21 protein-coding genes are annotated in these 20,748 nt (G+C 75.8%); 11 read left to right on the top strand and 10 right to left on the bottom strand.

Translation table 11 applies throughout. The features are described 5' to 3' along the window. Window positions 1-33 precede the first annotated feature (33 nt). Window positions 34-1,533, top strand: a complete 1,500-nt coding sequence (gene guaB / locus MRBLML1_RS00355) for an IMP dehydrogenase (RefSeq protein WP_364509840.1) — start codon at window positions 34-36, stop codon at window positions 1,531-1,533. Beyond that, window positions 1,530-2,018 (top strand): GNAT family N-acetyltransferase, encoded by a 489-nt coding sequence (locus MRBLML1_RS00350; protein ID WP_364509838.1) that lies wholly within the window; start codon window positions 1,530-1,532, stop codon window positions 2,016-2,018. The genes guaB and MRBLML1_RS00350 overlap by 4 nt, the downstream gene beginning before the upstream one ends. Window positions 2,019-2,024: 6 nt before the next feature. Here MRBLML1_RS00350 and MRBLML1_RS00345 read toward each other — a convergent pair whose 3' ends face one another. Together MRBLML1_RS00345 and MRBLML1_RS00340 are read right to left on the bottom strand one after the other, a co-directional pair. Beyond that, the gene (locus MRBLML1_RS00345) at window positions 2,025-2,462 is read right to left on the bottom strand and encodes a hypothetical protein (protein WP_364509836.1); all 438 of its coding nucleotides are present in this window, start codon (window positions 2,460-2,462) and stop codon (window positions 2,025-2,027) included. Then, window positions 2,459-3,487 (bottom strand): LLM class flavin-dependent oxidoreductase, encoded by a 1,029-nt coding sequence (locus MRBLML1_RS00340; protein WP_364509834.1) that lies wholly within the window; start codon window positions 3,485-3,487, stop codon window positions 2,459-2,461. The genes MRBLML1_RS00345 and MRBLML1_RS00340 overlap by 4 nt, the downstream gene beginning before the upstream one ends. Before the next feature lie 57 nt (window positions 3,488-3,544). On the opposite strand from MRBLML1_RS00340, the gene MRBLML1_RS00335 reads away from it, so the two are divergent. Both MRBLML1_RS00335 and MRBLML1_RS00330 read left to right on the top strand, forming a co-directional pair. Next, the gene (locus MRBLML1_RS00335; RefSeq protein ID WP_364509832.1) at window positions 3,545-4,651 is read left to right on the top strand and encodes a GuaB3 family IMP dehydrogenase-related protein; all 1,107 of its coding nucleotides are present in this window, start codon (window positions 3,545-3,547) and stop codon (window positions 4,649-4,651) included. Window positions 4,652-4,664: 13 nt separating this feature from the next. Continuing rightward, a complete protein-coding gene (locus tag MRBLML1_RS00330) occupies window positions 4,665-5,378 on the top strand; it encodes a carbon-nitrogen hydrolase family protein (RefSeq protein ID WP_364513075.1) in 714 nt (237 codons plus the stop codon). A 127-nt stretch (window positions 5,379-5,505) separates the two neighbouring features. On the opposite strand, the gene MRBLML1_RS00325 is transcribed toward MRBLML1_RS00330, so the two are convergent. The 5 genes from MRBLML1_RS00325 to MRBLML1_RS00305 are packed head-to-tail and all read right to left on the bottom strand — an operon-like array spanning window position 5,506 to window position 10,922. Then, window positions 5,506-6,519 (bottom strand): ABC transporter substrate-binding protein, encoded by a 1,014-nt coding sequence (locus MRBLML1_RS00325; RefSeq protein ID WP_364509830.1) that lies wholly within the window; start codon window positions 6,517-6,519, stop codon window positions 5,506-5,508. Continuing rightward, complete coding sequence (locus tag MRBLML1_RS00320) at window positions 6,516-7,292, bottom strand: ABC transporter ATP-binding protein (RefSeq protein ID WP_364509828.1); 777 nt, start codon at window positions 7,290-7,292, stop codon at window positions 6,516-6,518. The genes MRBLML1_RS00325 and MRBLML1_RS00320 overlap by 4 nt, the downstream gene beginning before the upstream one ends. Continuing rightward, entirely contained in the window at window positions 7,289-8,338 is a 1,050-nt protein-coding gene (locus tag MRBLML1_RS00315; protein ID WP_364509826.1) for a FecCD family ABC transporter permease, read from the bottom strand. The genes MRBLML1_RS00320 and MRBLML1_RS00315 overlap by 4 nt, the downstream gene beginning before the upstream one ends. Further along, window positions 8,335-9,696: a prolyl oligopeptidase family serine peptidase gene (locus tag MRBLML1_RS00310; RefSeq protein WP_364509824.1), complete on the bottom strand. Its 1,362-nt coding sequence runs from the start codon at window positions 9,694-9,696 to the stop codon at window positions 8,335-8,337. Before MRBLML1_RS00310 ends, MRBLML1_RS00315 begins: the two co-directional genes overlap by 4 nt. A 35-nt stretch (window positions 9,697-9,731) precedes the next feature. After that, window positions 9,732-10,922 (bottom strand): hypothetical protein, encoded by a 1,191-nt coding sequence (locus tag MRBLML1_RS00305; RefSeq protein ID WP_364509823.1) that lies wholly within the window; start codon window positions 10,920-10,922, stop codon window positions 9,732-9,734. 115 nt (window positions 10,923-11,037) lie between these two features. Between MRBLML1_RS00305 and amiA the strand changes: the two genes are divergently transcribed. The 7 genes from amiA to MRBLML1_RS00270 all read left to right on the top strand — a co-directional run bounded on the left by amiA (window position 11,038) and on the right by MRBLML1_RS00270 (window position 18,262). Further along, window positions 11,038-11,136, top strand: a complete 99-nt coding sequence (gene amiA, locus MRBLML1_RS00300) for a streptamidine family RiPP (RefSeq protein WP_364509821.1) — start codon at window positions 11,038-11,040, stop codon at window positions 11,134-11,136. 72 nt (window positions 11,137-11,208) lie between these two features. Further along, the gene (locus MRBLML1_RS00295) at window positions 11,209-11,925 is read left to right on the top strand and encodes a hypothetical protein (protein WP_364509819.1); all 717 of its coding nucleotides are present in this window, start codon (window positions 11,209-11,211) and stop codon (window positions 11,923-11,925) included. Then, window positions 11,922-12,710: a CocE/NonD family hydrolase gene (locus MRBLML1_RS00290; protein WP_364509817.1), complete on the top strand. Its 789-nt coding sequence runs from the start codon at window positions 11,922-11,924 to the stop codon at window positions 12,708-12,710. The genes MRBLML1_RS00295 and MRBLML1_RS00290 overlap by 4 nt, the downstream gene beginning before the upstream one ends. Then, window positions 12,707-14,089 carry a YcaO-like family protein gene (locus tag MRBLML1_RS00285; protein ID WP_364509815.1) on the top strand — a complete coding sequence of 461 codons (1,383 nt, stop codon included), beginning with the start codon at window positions 12,707-12,709 and terminating at the stop codon, window positions 14,087-14,089. Before MRBLML1_RS00290 ends, MRBLML1_RS00285 begins: the two co-directional genes overlap by 4 nt. An 8-nt stretch (window positions 14,090-14,097) precedes the next feature. Next, window positions 14,098-15,045 carry a hypothetical protein gene (locus MRBLML1_RS00280; RefSeq protein ID WP_364509813.1) on the top strand — a complete coding sequence of 316 codons (948 nt, stop codon included), beginning with the start codon at window positions 14,098-14,100 and terminating at the stop codon, window positions 15,043-15,045. After that, on the top strand, window positions 15,042-16,670 hold the full coding sequence (locus tag MRBLML1_RS00275) for an ABC transporter ATP-binding protein/permease (protein WP_364509811.1): 1,629 nt from the start codon (window positions 15,042-15,044) through the stop codon (window positions 16,668-16,670). Before MRBLML1_RS00280 ends, MRBLML1_RS00275 begins: the two co-directional genes overlap by 4 nt. Continuing rightward, entirely contained in the window at window positions 16,667-18,262 is a 1,596-nt protein-coding gene (locus MRBLML1_RS00270) for an ABC transporter ATP-binding protein (RefSeq protein ID WP_364509809.1), read from the top strand. Before MRBLML1_RS00275 ends, MRBLML1_RS00270 begins: the two co-directional genes overlap by 4 nt. On the opposite strand, the gene MRBLML1_RS00265 is transcribed toward MRBLML1_RS00270, so the two are convergent. The 3 genes from MRBLML1_RS00265 to MRBLML1_RS00255 form a co-directional block, all read right to left on the bottom strand. Then, window positions 18,187-18,828: a hypothetical protein gene (locus tag MRBLML1_RS00265; protein ID WP_364509807.1), complete on the bottom strand. Its 642-nt coding sequence runs from the start codon at window positions 18,826-18,828 to the stop codon at window positions 18,187-18,189. The genes MRBLML1_RS00270 and MRBLML1_RS00265 overlap by 76 nt on opposite strands. Before the next feature lie 266 nt (window positions 18,829-19,094). Further along, complete coding sequence (locus MRBLML1_RS00260) at window positions 19,095-20,069, bottom strand: type IV toxin-antitoxin system AbiEi family antitoxin (protein WP_364509805.1); 975 nt, start codon at window positions 20,067-20,069, stop codon at window positions 19,095-19,097. Window positions 20,070-20,131: 62 nt separating this feature from the next. After that, a complete protein-coding gene (locus MRBLML1_RS00255; protein ID WP_364509803.1) occupies window positions 20,132-20,710 on the bottom strand; it encodes a TetR-like C-terminal domain-containing protein in 579 nt (192 codons plus the stop codon). Between the last annotated feature and the right edge of the window lie 38 nt (window positions 20,711-20,748).

Genomic DNA, 20,748 nt, shown 5'->3' with positions numbered 1-20,748 from the left:
GGCGTGACCCCGGACACGCACTACGATGGTCGAGTGGAGGTACCGGACAAGTTCGCAGCCCTGGGTCTCACCTACGACGACGTCCTCCTGCTCCCGGGTCATTCCGACCTGGCGCCGGACGACATCGACACCACCTCGCGGCTGACCCGCGAGATCTCGCTGAAGTCGCCGCTGATCAGCGCCGCCATGGACACCGTGACCGAGTCGCGGATGGCCATCGCGATGGCACGCCAGGGCGGCATCGGCATCCTGCACCGCAACCTCTCCGCCGAGGAGCAGGCCTACCAGGTCGACCTCGTGAAGCGGACCCAGACCGGCATCATCTCCAACCCGGTCACCATCGGCCCGGACGCGACGCTCGAGGAGCTCGACCGGATCTGCGGCGAGTACCGCGTCTCCGGTCTCCCCGTCGTCGACGCCGACAACCACCTGCTCGGCATCTGCACCAACCGCGACCTCCGCTTCACCCCGGTCGCGGAGTGGGCGACGACCAAGGTCGACGAGGTGATGACCCCGATGCCGCTGTTCACCGGCGACGTCGGCATCAGCCGCGACGACGCCACCGCGCTGCTGCGCAAGCACAAGCGCGAGCGGCTCCCGCTGATCGACGCCGAGGGTCGCCTCGGCGGGCTGATCACCGTCAAGGACTTCGTGAAGTCCGAGCAGTTCCCGCTCGCCTCCAAGGACGCCGACGGCCGGCTCATGGTTGGTGCGGCCATCGGCTACTTCGGTGACGCCTGGGAGCGGGCCACCGGGCTGATCGAGGCGGGCGTCGACGTCCTCGTCGCCGACACCGCGCACGGCCACGTCACCCTCCTGCTCGACATGGTCCGCCGGCTCAAGTCGGACCCCGCGACCAAGCACGTCCAGGTGATCGGCGGGAACGTCGCCACCCGCGAGGGGGCCCAGGCGTTCGTCGACGCCGGTGCCGACGCGGTCAAGGTGGGCTTCGGCCCCGGCAGCATCTGCACGACGCGCGTGGTCACCGGCTGCGGCGTCCCCCAGGTCACCGCGGTCTACGAGGCGTCGCTGGCGGCCGGCCCGGCCGGCGTGCCCGTCATCGCCGACGGCGGCCTCCAGCAGTCCGGCGACATCGCCAAGGCGATCGTCGCGGGCGCCGAGTCGGTCATGATCGGCTCGATGCTCGCCGGCTGCGAGGAGTCGCCCGGCGAGGTGGTCTTCCACCAGGGCAAGCAGTACAAGGCCTACCGCGGCATGGGCTCGCTCGGCGCGATGTCCTCGCGCGGCAAGAAGTCCTACTCCAAGGACCGCTACTTCCAGGCCGAGGTCACCAGCGACGACAAGATCGTCCCCGAGGGCATCGAGGGCCGGGTGGCCTACAAGGGCCCGCTCGCCGGCGTCGCCCACCAGCTGCTCGGCGGCCTGTCCCAGTCGATGTTCTACGTCGGCGCGCAGTCGATCCCCGAGCTGCAGGAGAAGGGCCGGTTCGTCCGGATCACCTCCGCCTCGCTGAAGGAGAGCCACCCGCACGACATCGAGATGACCGTCGAGGCGCCGAACTACCACCGATGAGCGCGGTGGTCCGGCCCTACGCCGACGCCGACTGGCCCGCCGTCGCGGCGATCGTCGAGGAGGTGCTCGCCGCCGGCGAGACCTACGCGATGCCGGTGCTCGACGACGCCTCCGCCCGCGAGTTCTGGCTGGACCAGCCGGGTGCGGTCGTCGTCGCGGAGGTCGACGGCACGGTCGTCGGCACCGCCAAGATGGGGCCGAACCGGCCCGCGCAGGGCAGCCACATCGGCACGGCGTCGTTCATGGTCGCCGGCGCGGCCCGCGGGCACGGCGTGGGCCGCGCGCTCGGTGAGCACGTGGTCGCCTGGCACCGGGAGCAGGGCTTCGCGGGCATCCAGTTCAACGCGGTCGTCACCACCAACACGGTCGCAGTGGCGCTGTGGCAGGCGCTGGGTTTCGCGATCCTCGGCACGGTGCCCGGAGCCTTCCGGCGGCCCGACGGCTCGTACGCCGGGCTGCACGTGATGTTCCTCGACCTGCGCTGAGGCCGCTCAGCCGCCGTGGGCGGGCCCGAACAGCCGCTCGCGGTACGGCGCCGCGTCCGCCAGGCCCGCCAGCGACGCCACCACCCGCTCGACCGCCGCGACGTCCGGGTCCGGCGTGCGCCAGCACAGGTCCAGCCCCGCCGCGGTGAACGGCGTCCGCTCGAACAGCGTGACCAGCCAGGGCTCCTCGTGCGCGAGCACCCGCCAGCGCGAGGTCAGCAGGCGGGTCGCGCCCACCCCGCGCCAGCGCCAGGTCCCGTCCGGCTCGGCGGAGTCGAGCCCGAGCACGACCCGCTCCCGGCCGCGCCGGCGGTAGGTCACCGTGTCGGTGACCCGGCCGTCCGGCAGCGGGCTGTAGGTGATCGCGGGGTCGGTCCGGCGCCGCCAGAAGGGCAGGCTGGTGCGCACGACGTACCAGGTGCCGTCGAGGGCCGGGTGGCTCACGGTGCCGGGCTCCAGCCGAGCGCCGGGCCCAGCCGGGTCGCCAGGTCGGTGAGGATCTGCTCGTAGTCCGCCTCGCCGAAGGTGAAGGGCAGCGCGAAGGCCACCTCGTCGACGGCCTGGAACCCCGGGTGGGCGCGCAGCCGTTCGGCGAGCTCGTCGCTGGGGCCGACCAGGTCGGGGGCGAAGAGCAGCCGGCCGGGTCCCTGCGGCGCGCGGGTGCGCTCCAGGCGGGAGGCTGCGTAGGCGGCGTACCGCTCGCGCTGGTCGGCGCTCGCGGAGTCGGTCGGGATGACGACCAGGCCCTGGGAGACCCGGGCCCGCTCGCCTTCGGGGTGGGCGGCGCGGAAGGTGTCGATGTGGGCGCGCTGGATCCGGCCGAAGTCGCCCTCTCCGGTGAGCCCGTGGTCCTCGGCCTTGACCACGCTGCTGGTGAGCAGGTTGAGCCCCTGGCTGCCGGCCCAGCGCGCGGAGGCGATCGACGCGCCGCCGTACCAGCACCGGGCGAGCAGGCCGGGCGAGTGCGGCTCGACGCGCTCGGAGAAGGTCTCGATGCCCTGGGTGCCGGCGAAGGAGGACGCGCGGTCGCCGCGGAGCAGGGCGAGCACCCGCTCGACGCGGGCGTAGGTGAAGTCCTCGGCCTCGGCGGTGTCGGGGTAGAGCGCGCCCCGCACGTGCTCCCACTGCATCGGCGTACCGACGCTGAAGCCGGGGTTGAGCCGGCCCCCCGACAGCACGTCGACCGTCGCCCAGTCCTCGGCGACGCGCAGCGGGTTCTCCCAGCCGAGCGGCGTGACGGCGGTGCCCAGCTCGATGCGCCGGGTGCGCTGGCTCGCGGCGGCGAGGACGGCGACGGGGGAGGAGATGCCGTGCTGGAGGTGGCGGTGCCGCAGCCACGCCGAGTCCATGCCGAGCCGCTCGCCGAGCTCGATCAGGCGCAGCGTGCTCGCGTGACCCGGGCCGGGGTCCGCGGGGTCGAACAGGCCGATGGTGAGGAAGCCGAGGCGACGCAGGGGACGCGTTGTCATGGCGCCATCGTGCCTGGCGACCCGAGCCCGGGCGCAGCGGGCCGATAGTCTGCTCCGGTGAGCGACATCGAGATCGGCCGCGCGAAGCGGGCCCGCCGCGCGTACTCCTTCGACGACATCGCGATCGTGCCCTCCCGGCGCACGCGCGACCCCGAGGAGGTCAGTGTCGACTGGCAGATCGACGCCTACCGCTTCTCGCTGCCCATCCTGGCCGCGCCGATGGACTCGGTGATGTCGCCGAGGACCGCGATCGAGTTCGGCCAGCACGGCGGTCTCGGGGTGCTCAACCTCGAGGGCCTCTGGACCCGGTACGACGACCCGGAGCCGCTCCTGGAGGAGGTCGCCGGGTTGCAGGGGGTCGAGGCCACCCGCCGCCTGCAGGAGATCTACGACGAGCCGATCAAGGCCGAGCTCATCAGCGAGCGGCTGCGCGAGATGCGCGACGCCGGGGTGACCGTCGCGGGCTCGCTGTCGCCGCAGCGGACCAAGGAGTTCGCCAAGACGGTGACCGACGCCGGCGTCGACCTGTTCGTCATCCGCGGCACCACGGTCTCGGCCGAGCACGTCTCCAGCCAGGCGGAGCCGCTGAACCTCAAGGAGTTCATCTACGAGCTCGACGTGCCCGTCATCGTCGGCGGCTGCGCGACCCACCAGGCCGCGCTGCACCTGATGCGCACCGGCGCGGCCGGCGTCCTCGTCGGCTTCGGCGGCGGCGCGGCGCACACCACGCGCACGGTGCTCGGGGTCGCCGTACCGATGGCGAGCGCGGTGGCCGACGTCGCCGCCGCCCGCCGCGACTACCTCGACGAGTCGGGTGGCCGCTACGTCCACGTCATCGCGGACGGCTCGATCGGCACCTCCGGCGACCTCGCCAAGGCGATCGCGTGCGGCGCGGACGCGGTCATGGTCGGCTCGCCGTTCGCCCGCGCGACGGACGCGCCGGGGCGTGGCTTCCACTGGGGCGCCGAGGCGCACCACGCGGACCTGCCGCGCGGCCAGCGGGTGCAGTTCGAGCAGGTCGGCACGATCGAGGAGATCCTGTTCGGGCCCTCCCGCGTCGCCGACGGCACGATGAACCTGGTCGGTGCGCTCAAGCGCTCGATGGCCACCACGGGCTACACCGAGCTCAAGGAGTTCCAGCGCATCGAGATCGTCGCCCACTGACCCGGTGACCGCGATGCGCGTCGCCGCGGCGCAGGCCGAGGCCCGCCCGGGCGCGCTCGCCCCCAACGTCGCGAGTGCCGCCCGGCTCGTCCGGCGGGCGGAGGCGCGGGTGGTCGTGCTGCCCGAGGCCTTCCTGACCGGGTACGACGCCCGCGTCTTCGCCGGCGCCCTGCCCACCCCCGAGGACCTGGCCGGCCCGCTGCTCGACCCGCTCCGGGCGGCGGCCGCCGCGTGCGGGACCACCGTGGTCGCCTCGGCGGCGGTGCGTCGCCCGCACGGCCGGACCCTGTCCTCGGTGGTGGTCGCGCCGTCGGGCGAGGTGGACGTGCCCTACGACAAGCAGCACCTCGACGGCGACGAACCGGACTGGTTCGTGCCGGGCGTCCCCGGCCCGGTGCTGCTCGACGTCGACGGCCACCCGCTGGCCCTCTCGGTGTGCCGCGACGGCAGCGTCCCCACGCACGCGGCGGAGGCCGCGGCGGCCGGCGCGGTGGGATACCTCTGCTCGGCGGCGTACTTCCCCGGCGGTGAGCGCCGGATGGACGTCACCTACGCCGCCCGCGCCCTCGACCACCGCTTCCCGGTCGTGGTCGCCGGCCTCACCGGCCCCGGCTTCATCGGCGGCTCCGCGGTCTACGGCCCCGACGCCACGCCCCTCGCCCGGTTGGGCGAGGAGGAGGGCGTGGCCGTCACCGACGTCGACTGGGCACTTCCGGCGGCCGAGTAGGGACTTCCGGCCCGATGAGTGGGGCCTTCCTCCCGACGAGTGGATACTTGCGGCACCCGCCGAGGAGAAAGCGCCCACTGGCGGGTCCGGAAACCCCTACTCGCGGGTCCGAAAACCCCTACTCGGGCTAGAAGGAGTCCGGGTAGAGCGCGGCCGCGATCCTCTCCACGGCGCTGATGTTGCCGAGCGTGCCGGGGTACATGTCGGAGGCCGGTACGGCGACCAGCCGGTCCTCGGCGACCGCGGTGACCCGCGGGAAGGTCCGCTCCAGGTAGGCCCGGACCTGCTTCTCGTGCGCCGGGCCGGTCACGCCGAAGACGATCGCGTCGGGGTTGCGCGCGGCGACCTCCTCGGGCGAGACGACGGCGGCGAAGAAGTCGTCGAACAGCGGCTCGTCGGGGGAGAACAGGTTGTCCCCGCCGGCCACCCGGATGATGTCGTGCTCGACGCCGGCACCGATCGCGGAGACGGAGCTGCCCTCGACGTACAGCTGGGCGACGCTCGGGCGCTCCTTGCCGTCGATCGCCTTCGCGACCGCGGCCAGGCGGCTGCGGCCCTCCTCGGCGAGCGCCTCGGCCTCGTCGGCGGCGTCGAAGACGGTGCCCAGCGCGGTGATGTCGGTGAAGAGGTCGTCCACCGTCGCCGTCGTACGACGATCGGGGCAGCCGCCCGCCGCGACGTAGCCCACCGCACCGGCGGCCCGGAGCTGGTCGAGGGTGGCGAAGCCCTGCTCGGCGGTGAACTCGTACATGGTCGGCGAGACCACGACGTCCGGGGCGACGGCGAGCAGGTCCTCGCGGGCGGGTGGCGTGGTCGTGCTCAGCACCGGTACGCCGGACACCTTGGCCGCCACGTCGGCGGGCAGGTCGTGGGTGGCGGTCTGCGCCTGGCCGACGAGGCGGTCGGCGAGCCCGAGCCGGACCAGCAGCTCGGTCTGCGAGGGCATCAGGCCGACGACCCGCCGCGGGGCGTGGTCGACGGTGAGCTTCGTGCCGCAGCTCTCCACGGTCACCGGGTAGGCGCCGGAGGCGGCGGCCGGCGTGCTGTCGTCGGCGACCCCGCTGCCGCAGCCGGCGGCCAGCCCGCCGACCAGGGCGGCGACGAGCGTGGAGGAGAGGGCGAGGGTGGTGCGGTGGTTCATGGGGTTCCTTCGTGGTGGGTGAGCAGGAGGTGGCTCCGGCCGGTGGCCGGGTGGACGGTGGGGGTGGCGTGCACGCGGAAGACGGCGTGCACGAGGTCGGCGCTGAGCACGTCGGCGGGCGGCCCGGCGGCGACGAGGCGACCGCCGGCGAGGACGGCGACCTGGTCGCAGTAGGCGAGCGCCAGCTCCAGGTCGTGCAGCGCGACGACGGCGGTCACGCCGAGCCCGGTGACCAGCCGCATCAGCTCGAAGCGGTAGGCCAGGTCCAGGTGGTTGGTCGGCTCGTCGAGCAGCAGCAGCCCGGCCTGCTGGGTGACGGCGCGGGCGAGCAGGGCGCGCTGACGCTCCCCGCCGGAGAGCGTGTGCACCAGCCGGCCGGCGAGGTGGTCGACGCCGACCCGGGCCATCGCGTCGGCGGCCAGCCGGCGGTCCTCGGCGCTGTCGCGGCCGAAGCCGCGCTGGTGCGGCGTACGGCCGAGCAGGACGGTGGCCGCGACGTCCAGCCCGACCTCGTCGGGCGGCTCCTGGGTCATCACGGCGACCCGCTGGGCGATCACCCGGCGCGAGAGCCCGGCCAGGTCGGCGCCGTCGAGCAGCACCCGCCCGGACGCCGGGCGCAGGGCGCGGAAGCAGGCCCGCAGCAGGGTGGACTTGCCGCTGCCGTTGGGGCCGAGCAGGCCGACCACGCTGCCCGGCGGTACGTCGAGCGAGACGTCGCGCACGACCGGGCGCCCCTCGCGGGCGACGGTGAGCGACTCGACGGTGAGCCTCATCGGCCGATCCCCTGCGCGTCGGCGTCGTGGCCGCGCATCAGCCACAGGAAGAAGGGCGCCCCGACGAGGGCGGTGACGATCCCGAGCGGCACCTCGGCGGGTGCGCCGACCGTGCGCGCGACGAGGTCGGCCGAGCACAGGAAGAGCGCGCCACCGGCCACGCTGAGCGGCACCAGGCGGCGGTGGTCGGGGCCGACGAGCAGTCGGGCGACGTGCGGTACGACGAGCCCGACGAAGCCGATGCTGCCGGCCACCGCGACGACGGCGCCGGTGAGCAGGGCGGCGGTGAGCAGCAGCACCGTGCGGACCAGGTTGACCGGGGTGCCGAGCGCCAGCGCCGACTCGTCGCCGACGGCGAGGGCGTTCATCGAGCGCAGCGCGCAGCAGGCGACGACGATCCCCACGGCCAGCGCGACGGCGGGCGCGACGAGGCTGGACATGGTGGCCGCGGAGACCGACCCGAGCAGGAAGAACATCAGGCTGAAGACGTTCTGCGCGTCGGTCGTCAGGGTGAGGTACGACGTGACCGCGCTGAACAGCGTCCCCAGCGCGACCCCGGCCAGGATCAGCCGCTGCGGCGCGATCCGTCCGCCCTTCTGGGCGAACAGGAAGACCGCGACGGTCGCGACGGCGGCGCCGAGGAAGGCGGCGGTGCTGATGGACAGCGTGCCGGCCGCGCCGAGCACGACGACCCCGACCGCGCCGACGCTCGCGCCCGAGGAGACGCCGAGGATGGTGGGCTCGGCGAGCGGGTTGCGCACCGAGGTCTGCAGGAACACCCCGGCCAGGCTGAGCGCGGCGCCCGCGAGCGCGGCGAGCAGCGCCCGGGGGAGCCGGAACTGCCAGACGACCTGGTCCTGGAGCGGGGTGTAGGTGCCGTCGTCCATCCACGGCATGCCGGGCACGAGGTGGCCGAGGGTGAGCCGGGCGGCGTCCCCGGCGCCGAGGTCGACGGTGCCGGTGGACGCCGAGGTCATCAGCACGGCGACCAGCGCGAGCGCCGATCCGGCGGTGAGCAGCGGCGCTCGGAGGCGATGGCGGTTCATGGTGCTCCTGTGCTGTCGGAGGTGCTGTCTGAGGTGCTGTCTGAGGTGCAGTCGAGGGCGAAGTCGAGGACCGAGGCGGCGAAGGCGTGCACGTCGTCGAGGGCGTTGCCGCCGTGCCCCATCGCCGGGCGCCGGACGCGCTCGACGGGCGCGCCGCGGGCGGCCAGCACGGCGGTGAGCCGGTCGGTGGCACCGGGGGACACCCGGGTGTCCTCGTCGAAGGTGGTCAGCAGGAAGCGCGGGTACGACGCACGCGCGGGCCAGCGCACGGCCCGCAGTTGCGGGGCGTAGTCCTCCATCGCGGCCCGCACGGCGGGGTCAGCGGGGTCCCCGAGCTCGTCGTACCAGGCGGCGCCGAGGGGGTGCTCCGCGATCCGGAACGGGTCGAGCGGCGCGGCCGTGCAGGCCACCCCGGCCACCAGCCCGGGCTCGGCGAGCGCGGCGGAGGCCGCGACCAGGCCGCCGTGCGAGGCACCGGCCAGCGCGACCGGCCCGCCCAGGTGGCGGACGACGGCGACCGCGTCGGCGACCGTGCGGGCCTTGGCGGCGCCGGGTGCGCTGCGGACCCGGGCGGTGACGTGCTGCCCGCCGAGCGCGCACCAGGCCGGCACCGACGGCTCGTAGACGGGGAGCTCGACGAGCCCGAAGCCGCCGTAGACCTCCACCAGGCGGGGGCCCTCGCCGGTCACCACCAGGGCGACGTCGCCCGCCCGGACCAGCCGGCTGGGGAGGGCCGGTCCGGGCAGGTCGCCCACCTCCGGCAGCGGTACGACGACCGGCGGCTCGGCCGGAGCCTCCACCCGCACCCAGGCGACGCCGGCGTCCCAGGCCAGCCCGGTGACCGTGCGGACACGGGCGTCGGTGCTGACCGGGACCCGACCGCGGACCCGGAGGTCGGCGTCGAGGTCGAGCAGCACCGAGTGGTCCTGCTCGACGACGTGGGCGAGCACGCCGTCCGCGGTGGCGACCGCATGGACCGCGCCGGGCACCCGCCGGCCCGGCGGAGCCGCGAGCGCCGCGGCGGGCTCGGCTTCACCGTCGGCGCCGACCCGCCAGTGCCGTCCGTCGGTGTCGGTCAGGTGGAGGTGCTCGCCGGACCAGCGGTGAGCGGCGTACCGGAGCCGGAGCGGGACGTCGAGCACGGCGCCGTCGCGCAGCAGCACCAGCCGGGCTCGCTCCGTGCCGTCGTCGGCGACCTCCAGGGCGATCGTGCGGCCGTCCGGCGACGCACTGGCACGTTGGACGCGGGCACCCGGGTCGTGCACCACCCTCCCGGCTGCGTCGAGGACGACCGGGTGCCGGGTGCCGACCGGGCGCGAGACCCGGAACCCGGCGAAGGGCAGGCCAGGACGGCTCACCGCCTCAGCGCGGGCGAGGGCGGCCGACGACCGGCTCACCGGCCGACCCCGTCGACCTCGGTGGCGTCCGCCTCGGGGAGCGCCGCGAGGTGACCGCCTTCGTCGAGCGGGCTGTCGACGGTGACCGTGCGGGTGATCCCGCTCGGTCCGACGAGGTGCAGCTCGCCGTCGCCGCCGCGTGTCACGGCGGCGGTCGTCGTACCGAGGAGGGCGAGGGCGCGGCGCTGCGCGGGTCGCCCGTCCACCGCGTCCCAGGGCGTCGCTCCGGGGCGCGGACCCGCGCTCATCGCCGGCAGCGCGGTCTCCGTCGTGCCGTCCGCACCGGCGACGACCAGCCGGTCACCGTCCGGGTGCACCACGGTCCAGGCCACGGTGCCGGCGTGCACGTCGGGCCGGAACACCAGCCCGTCGCCGGCGGCGACCACCTGCGGCGTTCCGTCCGGCGCCCAGGTCGCCACGTGGTTGCGCCAGGTGTGCCAGGCGTGCGGGTCCGCGCCGTCGCGGAGGGCGGCGACGACGCGGCGGGTGGCGGGGTCGAAGCGCAGGAAGTACGCGCGCCCCGGCGCCGGCCACGGCCAGGTCTCCAGGCGGCGGGGCGCGCCGCCGTCGACCACGAACCGCTCGATCCCGGCCTCGGTCGCCAGGTGGACCACGCCGGTGACCGGGTCGACGGCGTCGCCATGGCCGAGGTCGCCGCTGGTCGCGAGCCGCGACCCGCGGAGGGCGGGGCAGTGCGGACCCGCGGCCAGGGCGGCCGGCACCGGGATCGCCTCGACCTCGCCGGGCTCGCGGTGGCGCAGCACGACGGTCGGTACGCCGGTCGCCACGTCGCGGACGACCAGCACCCCGGGCTCGCCGACCCGGACCCGCACCCGCACCGCGGTCCCGGTGCCGAGGTCGGCCACGGTGAGCAGGTCGCTCCACGGCTCGAAGGACGCGCCGAGGCCGGTGCTGCAGGCGACGTACCGGCCCTCGGGGTCGGCGGCGAGGTGCTCGGCGGGGATCGCGACCGGCACCGCGAGCGGCGCACCGACGCCGACGAGCCTGCCGGTGAGGTCGTCGGCGAAGAGGGCCCGGGCACCACCCGGGGCGGTGCTCGGCAGGCGCAGCACGCCGGCGTGCTCGGCCAGGTGGGCGGGGGCCGGATCGGTGAGCGGGTCGCCGGTCTCCGACAGCACCCGCCACCAGCCGGCGCGGTGGTCGGCGAGCAGCAGCGAGGAGGTCATGGCGGGAGACCCTACTAGAGAATGAGAATCATTATCGTCTAGGGTGGGCGCCGCCCGCACCGTGCGGGCCGGCCTCTCGGGGCCGGAAAGCCCATCACAGAAGGGAAATCCCGTCATGAACGACGTGATCGTCAGCGACATCCAGGAGACCGAGCAGCTCGCGCACCTCTCGGCCTCGCACTCCAACGCTCTGGTCGAGAACCCCTTCGACTGAGCACCCAGGCGGTACGCCGGGCCGGTTCCCCCCAGCCCGGCGTACCGCCGCCCAGCGATCTCGGAGCCCCCGATGACCCCCACCGAACCCCGTCCCCTGCGCCGCGGCGGGTACGTGCTGCTCGGCGAGCCGCCCGCCCTGCGTGCGCCGGACGGCCGTTTCCTCCGGCTGCACCAGGTCCCCGCCGGACGCGGCCGCGCGCTGCGCCGCTACCTCGACCGGGTCGGTGACGTGGTGGCCGAGCGCGAGCGCGCCGCCGCCGCGACCCGCTGGCCCGTCGGGCGCCGCCGGATCGCCGTCCCCGGCCGGGACCGGCTGAGCCGGCTGCTCGCCGACGAGCTGCGTCGCAGCGGCGCCGAGGTCTGCGCCGACGGCGCCGACCTGGTCCTCGACGTCCGCGACGCGCCCGGAGCCCCCGACCGGCGGCCGCACTCGGCGACCCCGGTGCTCCGCGGCCACCGCGAGGGCGAGCAGTTCCACCTTCTCCCGCTGGTGCTCGACGGCACCGAGGCCACCCCCGACCAGGTACGCCGCCGGCGGCTCGCTGCCGCGCCCGCTGCCCCCGAGCTGGCCACCTGGTTGGCCGCTCCCGTGCGCACCCGGCCGTTGCGCGCCCCGCTCCGCGCGGTCGTCGCCGCCCGCTGCCTGACCGTGCTCACCGACTGGGCCGCCGACGCGCCCGCGCTCGCCACGCACCGGCGCACGCTGTGGATCCTCGAGCCCGACCTGCGGGCCCACGGCCACGTCGTGCTGGGCTTCGACGAGCCCGCCCCGCGGGAGCAGCCGTGAGGCACGGCGACCTGTTCGCGGCCCAGGGCGAGCGGCGCGGCCTGGTCCTGGTCCGCACCCCCTACGACGCCCGGTGCCACCACGACCTGGCTCGCTCGCTCGCCGCGCGGGGTCTCGACTGCCTGGTCCAGGACGTGCGCGGGCGCCACCGCGCGGCCGGCTCCTGGGTGCCCTACCGGCACGAGGCCGAGGACGGCGCGGCCACCCTGCGCGACCTCGCCTCCGCAGGGATCCCCGGCCCCTACCTGCTCTACGGGGCGTCGTACGAGGCCCACGCCGCGCTCGAGGCGGCACGCACGGTGCCGCACCTCGTCTCGGGGGTGCTCGCCGCGGTGCCCGCGCTCGGGCTGCACGAGACCGCGTGGTCGCGGGCCGGTGTACCCCGGCACCGGGACCGGATCGGGTGGTGGACGATCCACGGCTTCGCCCGCACCGACGAGCCCGCGCTGCCGCCGCGGCGGCTGGCCGCGGCGACGGCCGTCGCCGAGCAGGACGGCCCGCTCGCGGTGCCGGACTTCCTGGGCTGGCCGGAGGAACGCCGGGCCGCGTGGGCGCGGCTCTGGGCGGCCGAGCCGGTCGATCTCGGCCGCTACGCCGGGCTCCCGCTCCTCGTCGTCACCGGCGACACCGACCCGTTCGACGACCACGCCCGCGCCCTGGCCGCCGCCACCGGGGCCGACCTGCTGAGCGGCCCGTGGGGGCACGACCTCGGCATCGGCACCGACTCCTCGCCCGGCCCGCGGATGCTGGCCTGGCTCCGCGACCGCACGGAGGCACCCGCATGACCACCCCCACCACGACCCTCGACGCCGAGGACCTCGTCGACCCGGTGACCGGCGTGATCCGCCGGGTGCGCGAGGTGCTGCGCCCCGAGCGCGCCCCGCACCGCTACACCTCGCTCACCGCCGAGGTCGCCGACGCCCGCTGGCTCGGCGACTGGCCCGCCGACCGGGTCTCGCTCGGCACCACCTTCGGCGACCCGGCGGGCGCCCGGATCGCGGCGATCGCCGAGGGCGTGGAGCGCTACTGCGGCAACTTCGTGCCGGGCGACCTCGACCCGGACGACCACCGAGTCGGCACCCGGGCCGACCTGCGTTCCGCCGGGCTGCCGGTGATCGGTCTCGACGAGCTGCCGCGGTGGAACGCCGGGCAGCTCGCGCGCGACGGCTTCCCGTACGTCGCGCTGGGCGAGGACACCCCGACGCTGTGGTCGCGCTGCACCGAGCGCCCCTACGACGGCGCGCCGCGCGACCTGTGGCTGCCGCACTCGCTGGTCGGGCTCAACTGGCGGCAGCGCCGCTTCCGCCACCTGCCGCGGGTGCACCACCTCAACTACGCCGGGATCGCGACCGGGCAGGGCGCCGCGGACGCTCACGACCGTGGCCTGCTGGAGGTCGTCGAGCGCGACGCGCTGGAGGTCTGGTGGCACCACGGGGGCCCGGCGACCGGGATCGACCTGGCGTCCGTGCCCGGCCTGCTCGACGACCTCGCCGGCGCGCCCCTCGACGTGCACCTGGTCCGGATGCCGAGCGAGCTGGCGCCCGCGATGGCCGCGCTGGTCCGGGACCGCGAGACCGGCGTCCACGCCGCCGGGTTCTCCGCCTCGACCGACCCGGCCCGGGCCGCGCGCAAGGCGGTGCTGGAGGCGGTGCACACCTGGATCTACACCCTCGGCTGCGTCGAGGCCGACGGGTGGGTCTTCCAGGCCGTCGCCGCCCGGCTGATGGCCGAGGGGCTGATGCTGGAGCACCGGGCCGACCGCACCTACCTCGACGCCGCCGGCCCCGCCTTCGCGCACGTGCGTGACCTCGGCGCCCACGTCCAGGTCTGGCTGGACCCGCGCACCCACCGGCTCGCGGAGCGCTTCACCGCACCGGCCTCGGTGGTGGCGCTCGACGAGGTGGAGCCCACCGACCTGGACGCCGTACGCCGCACGCTCGACGCCGACGGGCACCGCGTGGTCACCCGCGACCTCACCACGCGCGACGTCGCGCAGACCTCGCTCCGGGTCGTGCGCACCTTCGTCACCGGCCTGGTGCCGAACGCCCCGGCCGCCTTCCGCTACCTCGGCATGCCGCGCCTCGACGAGGCCGCCCGCCGCCGCGGCTGGCCGCTCGCCGATCCCACCGACCCGCTGGCGCTCTGCCCGCCGCCGCACATGTAGGAGGTCCCGTGCCCGACCCGTCCCTCCTCGCCCGCGCCTTCGCCCCCGAGCCGCCGGGCCCGCCGCTGCCGCCCGGCCCACCCACGAACACCTGGACCCGCGCCGGTGCGCTCCCGGTCCTCGGTCGCAGCGCCGAGGCGGTGCTCCTCGCCGACCTGTGGGGTGCGCGCGGGCACCACCTCCGTGCGGACGGCACGACGACCGCCGTGCCCTGCCGGGCGGTGCCCTCCGCGGGCGCGGCGTACCCGGTCCAGTGGCACGTGCTGGTCCCGGCCGGCACCGACAGCGCGCTGCCGCCGGGCCGCTACGCCCTCGGCGCCACCGGACTCCTGCGCCGCCCGGGCCCGGTGCCGGCCGGGTCCTCGGTGGCGCTGGTCGTGAGCGTGCAGCCCGGCCGGAGCTTCGGGCGCTACCGCCACCGCGCCTGGCCGTTGTGGGTCGCGGACGCGGCGTACGCCGTGGAGGCGGTGCGCTTCGTCGTACCGGGTGCGGAGGTGGGGAGCACCGACCTGGTCGTCGTGCGCGAGGCGCTGGGGGTCGCACGGGCCGGCGCCACCGACTGGTGGCTGGGCCAGGGCCTGGTCCCGGAGCTGGCCCTCGCCCGGGTGGACCTGCCCGGGGGCTGGGCCGTCGATCCGCTCCGCCGCGCCGCTCTCGGGGCGCGGCGGAGCCCGGCCCTGGCGCGCTTCGCGGCCGGTGCCGGCTGCCCGGAGGCGAGGGAGCCGGCCGACCAGAGCGGTCAGGCGTGGGTGCGCGGCGCGACGCGGGTCCGGTGCTGGGCACGACCGGCCCTCACCGACTACGCCGCGCTCTGGCGGGCCCACCGGGAGGCCGCGCGCGAGTGCTACGCCGCGAGCGCCGCCGGTCTCGGTGTGCGGCCGGTCTCGGGCTTCGTGCTGCGCGCCGGAGGACCCCCGCTGCTGCACGCCCTGGCGATGCTGGAGGACGTCGCATGATGCTCGACCGGACCCTGCTCGCCGTCGCCCGGCGGCACCGGCGGGCCTGGCTGGTGACGACCGGGCTGCAGGTGGCGGTCGGCGCGTCGTACCTGCCCCAGGCGTGGTTCCTCGCGCACGCCCTCGCGGCGGTCGTCGCCGGTGAGCGTCGCGGGGCCGTGACGTCCGCGCTCGTCGTGGCCGCCCTGGTCGCGGCGCGCTGGCTGCTGACCGTGGTCCAGGCGCGGGCCGCCGCCCGGCTGGGCGTCGCCGTCCGGGTCGGGCTGCGCGACCGCGCCCTCGCCGGTGCCCTGGTGCCGGCCGCCCTGCACGACCCGGCCCGCCGCGACGGTGCCCTGCGTGCCACGCTGGTCGAGGGCGTGGACGGCGTCGACGCCTACGTCACCCGCTACCTGCCCGCCCTGGCGCAGGTCCTCGTGCTCTCGCCCCTCGTCGTGCTGCTGCTCGTCGCGGTGCACCCGCTCGCCGGGCTGCTCACCGGGCTCGCCGTGCTCGCCGCGGTCCTCGGCCCGCTCGGCTGGAAGCGGCTGATGGCCCGCCGCTCGCTCGACCACTGGGACACCTACGAGGCCCTCGGCTCCGACCTGCTGGAGGCGCTGCGCGGGATGACCACGCTGCGCGTGCTCGGCGCGGTGGACGCGATGCGGGCCCGCGTCGCCGCGCGCACCGCCGCGCTGCACCGGGCCACGGTGCGGGTCATGCGAGTCTCGCTGCTCGACACCGCGCTGATCGACCTCGCGGTCCAGGGCGGCAGCCTGGCCGCGGTCGTCGTGGCGGTCCTCGACGCCGGGACCCCCACCTCGACGTACCTCGTCCTGCTGCTCGCCGGCGAGGCCTTCCGGCCGGTGCGGGAGCTGTCGCGGGCCTGGCACGCGGGCTACCTCGGTACGTCGGCCACGGCCGGCCTGCGCGCGTTGGGCGTCGACGCGGCGGCGCCGCGCTCCGGTGCCTCTGCCGCGCCGGGGCCCCGGCCCGCCGCGCTCGTCCTGGAGGAGGTGTCCTTCGCCTACCCGGGCGGGACGCGCGTGCTCGACGGCGTCGACGCCCGGTTCGAGAGCGGGACCGTCACCGCGCTCGCCGGGCCGAGCGGCGCGGGCAAGAGCACCCTGCTCGACCTGGTCCTGGGCCACCTCGTGCCGGACCGCGGGCGGGTGCACTGCGACGGGCGTCCGGTGCGCGGCGCGGACGTCGCGGTGGTCACCCAGCGGCCGCTCCTCTTCGAGGGATCGGTGCGCGACAACATCGCCGCCGGGCGGCCCGGTGCGAGCGACGCCGAGGTGCTGCGGGCGTGCGCCGACGCCGGCATCCTCGAGGAGGTGCGGGCCATGCCGGACGGGCTCGCCACCCCGGTCGCTGCGGGCGGCGCCAACGTCTCCGGAGGCCAGCGCCAGCGCCTGGCGCTCGCCCGGGCCCTCGTCGCGGACCGGCCGATCGTGCTCGCCGACGAGCCCACCAGCGCGCTCGACGCCGCCTCCGCCGCCACCGTGACCGCCACCCTGTCCCGCCTCGCCCGGGACCGGATCGTGCTGGTCGTCGCCCACCGAGAGGAGTCCCTCGACGGGGTGGACCGCGTGCTGGAGCTGCGCGAGGGCCGGCTGCTGCCGGCCGTCGAGGCCACGCGATGAGCGCCCTGGGCGCGCTGGGCGCGGAGCTGCGGCACGAGCGGCGGGCGATCGCGGCGACCGTGCTGGTGGTGACGCTGAGCCTGGTCACCCTGGGCGGGCTGGCCGTCGGGTCGGCGTACGTCGTGGGGCACGCGGTGGTCGACGGCAGCACGCCCGGCCCGGCGGTATGGCTGCTGCTCGGCGTGCTGGTGCTGCTCCGCGCACTGCTGACCTGGGCGGAGATGGACCTCTCGCACGCGCTCGCCTTCCGGGTGCTGGCCCGGCTGCGGACCGCCCTCTTCGACCGGTACGCCGTCGCGCTGCCCACCCGCCGTCGCGAGAACACCGGGCACGCCGCCGCGACCGCGCTCACCGACACCGAGCGGCTGGAGTTCTTCTACGCCCACACCGTCGCCCAGCTCGTCGCGGCCGTCGTCAACGCGCTGCTCGGCGTCACCCTGCTCGCCCTGGTCGAGCCCGCGTTGGCCGGCGTCGTGCTGCTCGCGCTGGCGGTGGTGGCCGCGACCTCCCGCCTGGGCCGGGCCCGGTTGCGATCGCGCGGTGCCGAGTCGACCACCCTGGCGGCCGACCTCTCGGCACGGGTGGTCGACGTGCTCGGCGGGCTGCGCGAGGTGCTCGGCTACGGCCTGGGCGGCCGGGTCCGCGACGAGGTCGCCGCGCGCGGCGCCGCGGCGGCCCGGGCCGCCGGCCGGGTGGAGGTGCTGACCCGACTGCTGACCGGGCTCCGGGAGGCGGTGACGGTGCTCGCGGCGGCCGCCGTGCTGGTGGTGGTCGCGCTGGGCGACGTACCTCCTGCCGATGCGGCGGCGCTCGTCGTCCTCGCCCTCGTCACGCTCGCCCCCGCGGCCGATGCCGCCGCCACCCTGGCCCAGCTCCAGCCGCTCGTCGCGAGCGCCGAGCGGGTGCGCGCCGAGCTGCTCCGCCCGCCGGTGGTCGCGCCGGTCTCCGCGCCGCTGGTGCTCCCCGAGGGGCCGCTGGGACTGGCCTTCCGCGCCACCACCTTCCGGTACGACGCCCGTCCGGTCCTCGACGGGTTCGACCTCGTCCTCGCCCCCGGCGAGCACGTCGGGCTGACCGGTCCCTCCGGTGCCGGCAAGTCCACCGTGGTCGCCCTCGCCGGCCGGCTCTGGGACCCCGGCTCCGGCGTCGTCGCACTGACCGCTGCTGGCAGCGACGTCCCGCTCGACCGGATCGCCGACGCCGACCTCCGCGCCGCCGTGGCGGTGGTCGAGCAGGACGCGGCCCTGTTCGCGGGCACCCTCGCCGAGGGCCTGCTCGCCGGCACGGACGCCGCGCCCGCCGACCTCGACCGCCTGCTCGACGCGGTCGGCCTCGCCGGGGTGATCGGCCCGGACGACACGCTGGGGGAGTCCGGCGTACGGCTCTCGGGTGGCCAGCGGGCCCGGCTGCGGCTGGTCCGCGCCCTGCTCCGCCGCCCGCGGGTGCTCGTCGTCGACGAGCCCACCGCCGACCTCGACGCCGAGGCGGCGGCCCGGGTCGAGGCCCTGCTGCGGTCCTACGAAGGCACCGTCCTGGTCGTCTCCCACCGGCCGTCCACGCTCGCCGCCACCGATCGGGTGGCGCGGCTCTGAGGCCGGAGCAGGAGCCAGGCTGCGGTGAGTCCGGCGGTCAGTGCAGCGAGGATGGCGGCGCGCCGTTGGGGCGACCAGGTCTGCTTGTCCTCGACGGTGAGCTGGGCGATCAGCCTCTGGTCGGAGGCGGACCACCGCTGAAGCAGCTCGTGGAGTCGGCGTCGGCCGATGGTGGTCGCGATGTCGCGGCCGAGGAGGTGCGCGGCCGCATTCCGCACGTCGAGCTCCGTCCGTTCGAGGATCGCGTGCCCCTCCTCGGATTGGTAGAGCCGGTCCTGGACGGGCTCGGACTCGGCGTACCAGTGGAGCACCAGGGCGAGGTCGCGAGCATCCTTGAGCTCGCCGTACGCCGATCGGTCGAGCCACGCCCCGAGCTTCGCCGCCGCATATCCGGCCACCGTCGGGATCCGGACCGACAGGCCGGTGCCGAGGGAGAGCGAGAGCGAGAGCGAGGTGGCGTCGATCTCGGAGAAGGCCCAGACGCTCGGTTCCTCGCCCCTCGCAGGTGGAGTGACCGTGCCCTCCGGGTCCTCGACCTCGCCGAAGGCGAGGAGGTCGACCGGCACCTCGCCGATGCGGTGGCAGATGCCGTTCGTCCCGATGCTGGGAAGGCGTCGCTCAGTGCGCGGTAGTCGTCCCAGGTGGAGAGCGCGACCGCCAGGTCGACGTCGCGGGTCGCGCGGGTGGGAAGGGTGTGGCCCAGGGACCGGTGGAGGATCTCGCGGGCGTGCGCGCCGACGACCATCAGCCGGTCGGCGCCCAGCCGAGGCGCGACCTCGACGGCATCGGCCACGACCGCGGTGTGAGGACGTCCAGCCGCGGATCGCCCGGTTCAGGCAGGTCCAGCATGGCGCCGCTTCCACTCCTCCGCGACGGCGTGGAGCCGGGGATCGCCGGTCGAGCACAGGTCGGCGTAGACCAGCGGCCACGGAGCCGTCCGGACACCGGTCTCGGGCCGGTCCCCGGGTGGTGACTGCCAGAACTTGTGGCGCACGAAGATGTTGGCCGGCCCGTCGGAGCGCCATCGGTTCTTGATCGGCAGGCGGTGGTCCAGGTCCTCGACGTACACCGTCAGGGTCGTGGCCTCCACGAGATCCTCGGCCGCCCGCTCGCCGCTGAGGAAGAGGGGTGTCGCGTGGTCCAGGGTGTGCACCACGGTCGGGTCTCCGGTGAAGCTGGCCAGTGACAGCCGCTGCGCCAAGCCGGTGGGGAAGGCGGCTGTCCAGTGCTCCAGCAGCTCGTCGAGGCGTGCGGAGGGCGCGCTCGGGCCGAAGCCCGCACCGGCGAGAAGGTGGCGCGCGTCGTGGGCCAACCCCGTGGACACCCCGGCGGCGACGGACACCTCGCGGGTGGGAGCCGACCACAGCTCGGGCCAGGCCAGGAGGGCCATGATCACCTGCGACCGACCGGCGCTGAACAGGTTCCCCCGGTGGCCGGTGGTCGGCTGCTGGCGCTCCTTCGGCAGCCGCCGTCCCCGGATGTCGATCAAGACATCGCCGAACTCCAGCCAGGCGTTGCCCGCCTCGTCGACGTACTGGATCCCGGCTCTGCGGAGCCCGTCGGCGGTCCTGGGGCGGACGAGGGTGCTCGCCGCCAGCACGGGGAGGTGCTGCGAGCGGCCGGCCCGGGAGATGTCGTCGAGGCGGAGGTCGGTCCCGAGCGCGAGGACGTACTGCGCGGAGGAGCGGCCGCGGGTCAGGGTCGCGACCAGCTCGCCGAAGCGCGCGGTCGGCGGTGCCCCCTTCTCGACGGCGAGGTCGATCCCGAGGCGGGCGAGTGCGTCGCTGGCGACGTCGATACGGCTCATGGTCGTCCGTTCAGTTCATGGATACGTTCAGAATGGTTGAACACAAACAAAAACTGAACAGATCAGGACCGCAGGCTTCGCACCAGTGTCCCGGTGAGCCGGTCCACCCAGCCGTCGTCGAGCGCGCCCGGGGTGAGCAGCAGTCCCGCGATCACGGCGCCGATGACCAGCCGGAGCAGGTCGTCCGCGCGGGCCTCGGGGTGCGCCTCGCCGGCCGCGACGGCGACCCGGAGCCGGTCGTCGAGGGCGGTGAAGACGCCGGCGAAGCGTTGCAGCATCGCGGCGTGCAGGTCGGGGAAGGTGCCGATCTCGGCGAGCAGGCCGGGCAGCGCGGCGGCGGCGACCGGCGTGCAGAGGGCGTCGCGGGCGCCTCGCACGACACCGGCGAGATCGGTGGGCAGGTCCGCGCCGAGGCTGAGGTCGAGCGCGAGCTCGCCGGGGAAGACGGCCTCGTGGACGAGGTGGGGGAGCGCGGGCCAGCGGCGGTAGAGGGCGGCCTTCGTCGTCCCGGCCCGGGCGGCGACGGCGGCCCCGGTCACGGCGGCGTACCCGCCCTCGACGAGCAGCGCGCGGACCGCGGCGTGCGCGTCGGCCTCGATCCGCGGGTCGCGCGGCCGGCCGGTCCCGCGCGGGTTCGCCATGCCTCTTCCCCTCTTTCGATACCGAGGGTACCGTAACG

This window comes from Nocardioides sp. LML1-1-1.1, from assembly GCF_040676175.1.
Classification (GTDB): domain Bacteria; phylum Actinomycetota; class Actinomycetes; order Propionibacteriales; family Nocardioidaceae; genus Nocardioides.
Note: the sequence above shows the minus strand (reverse complement) of the source record. Positions and strands in the feature narration are given on the sequence as shown.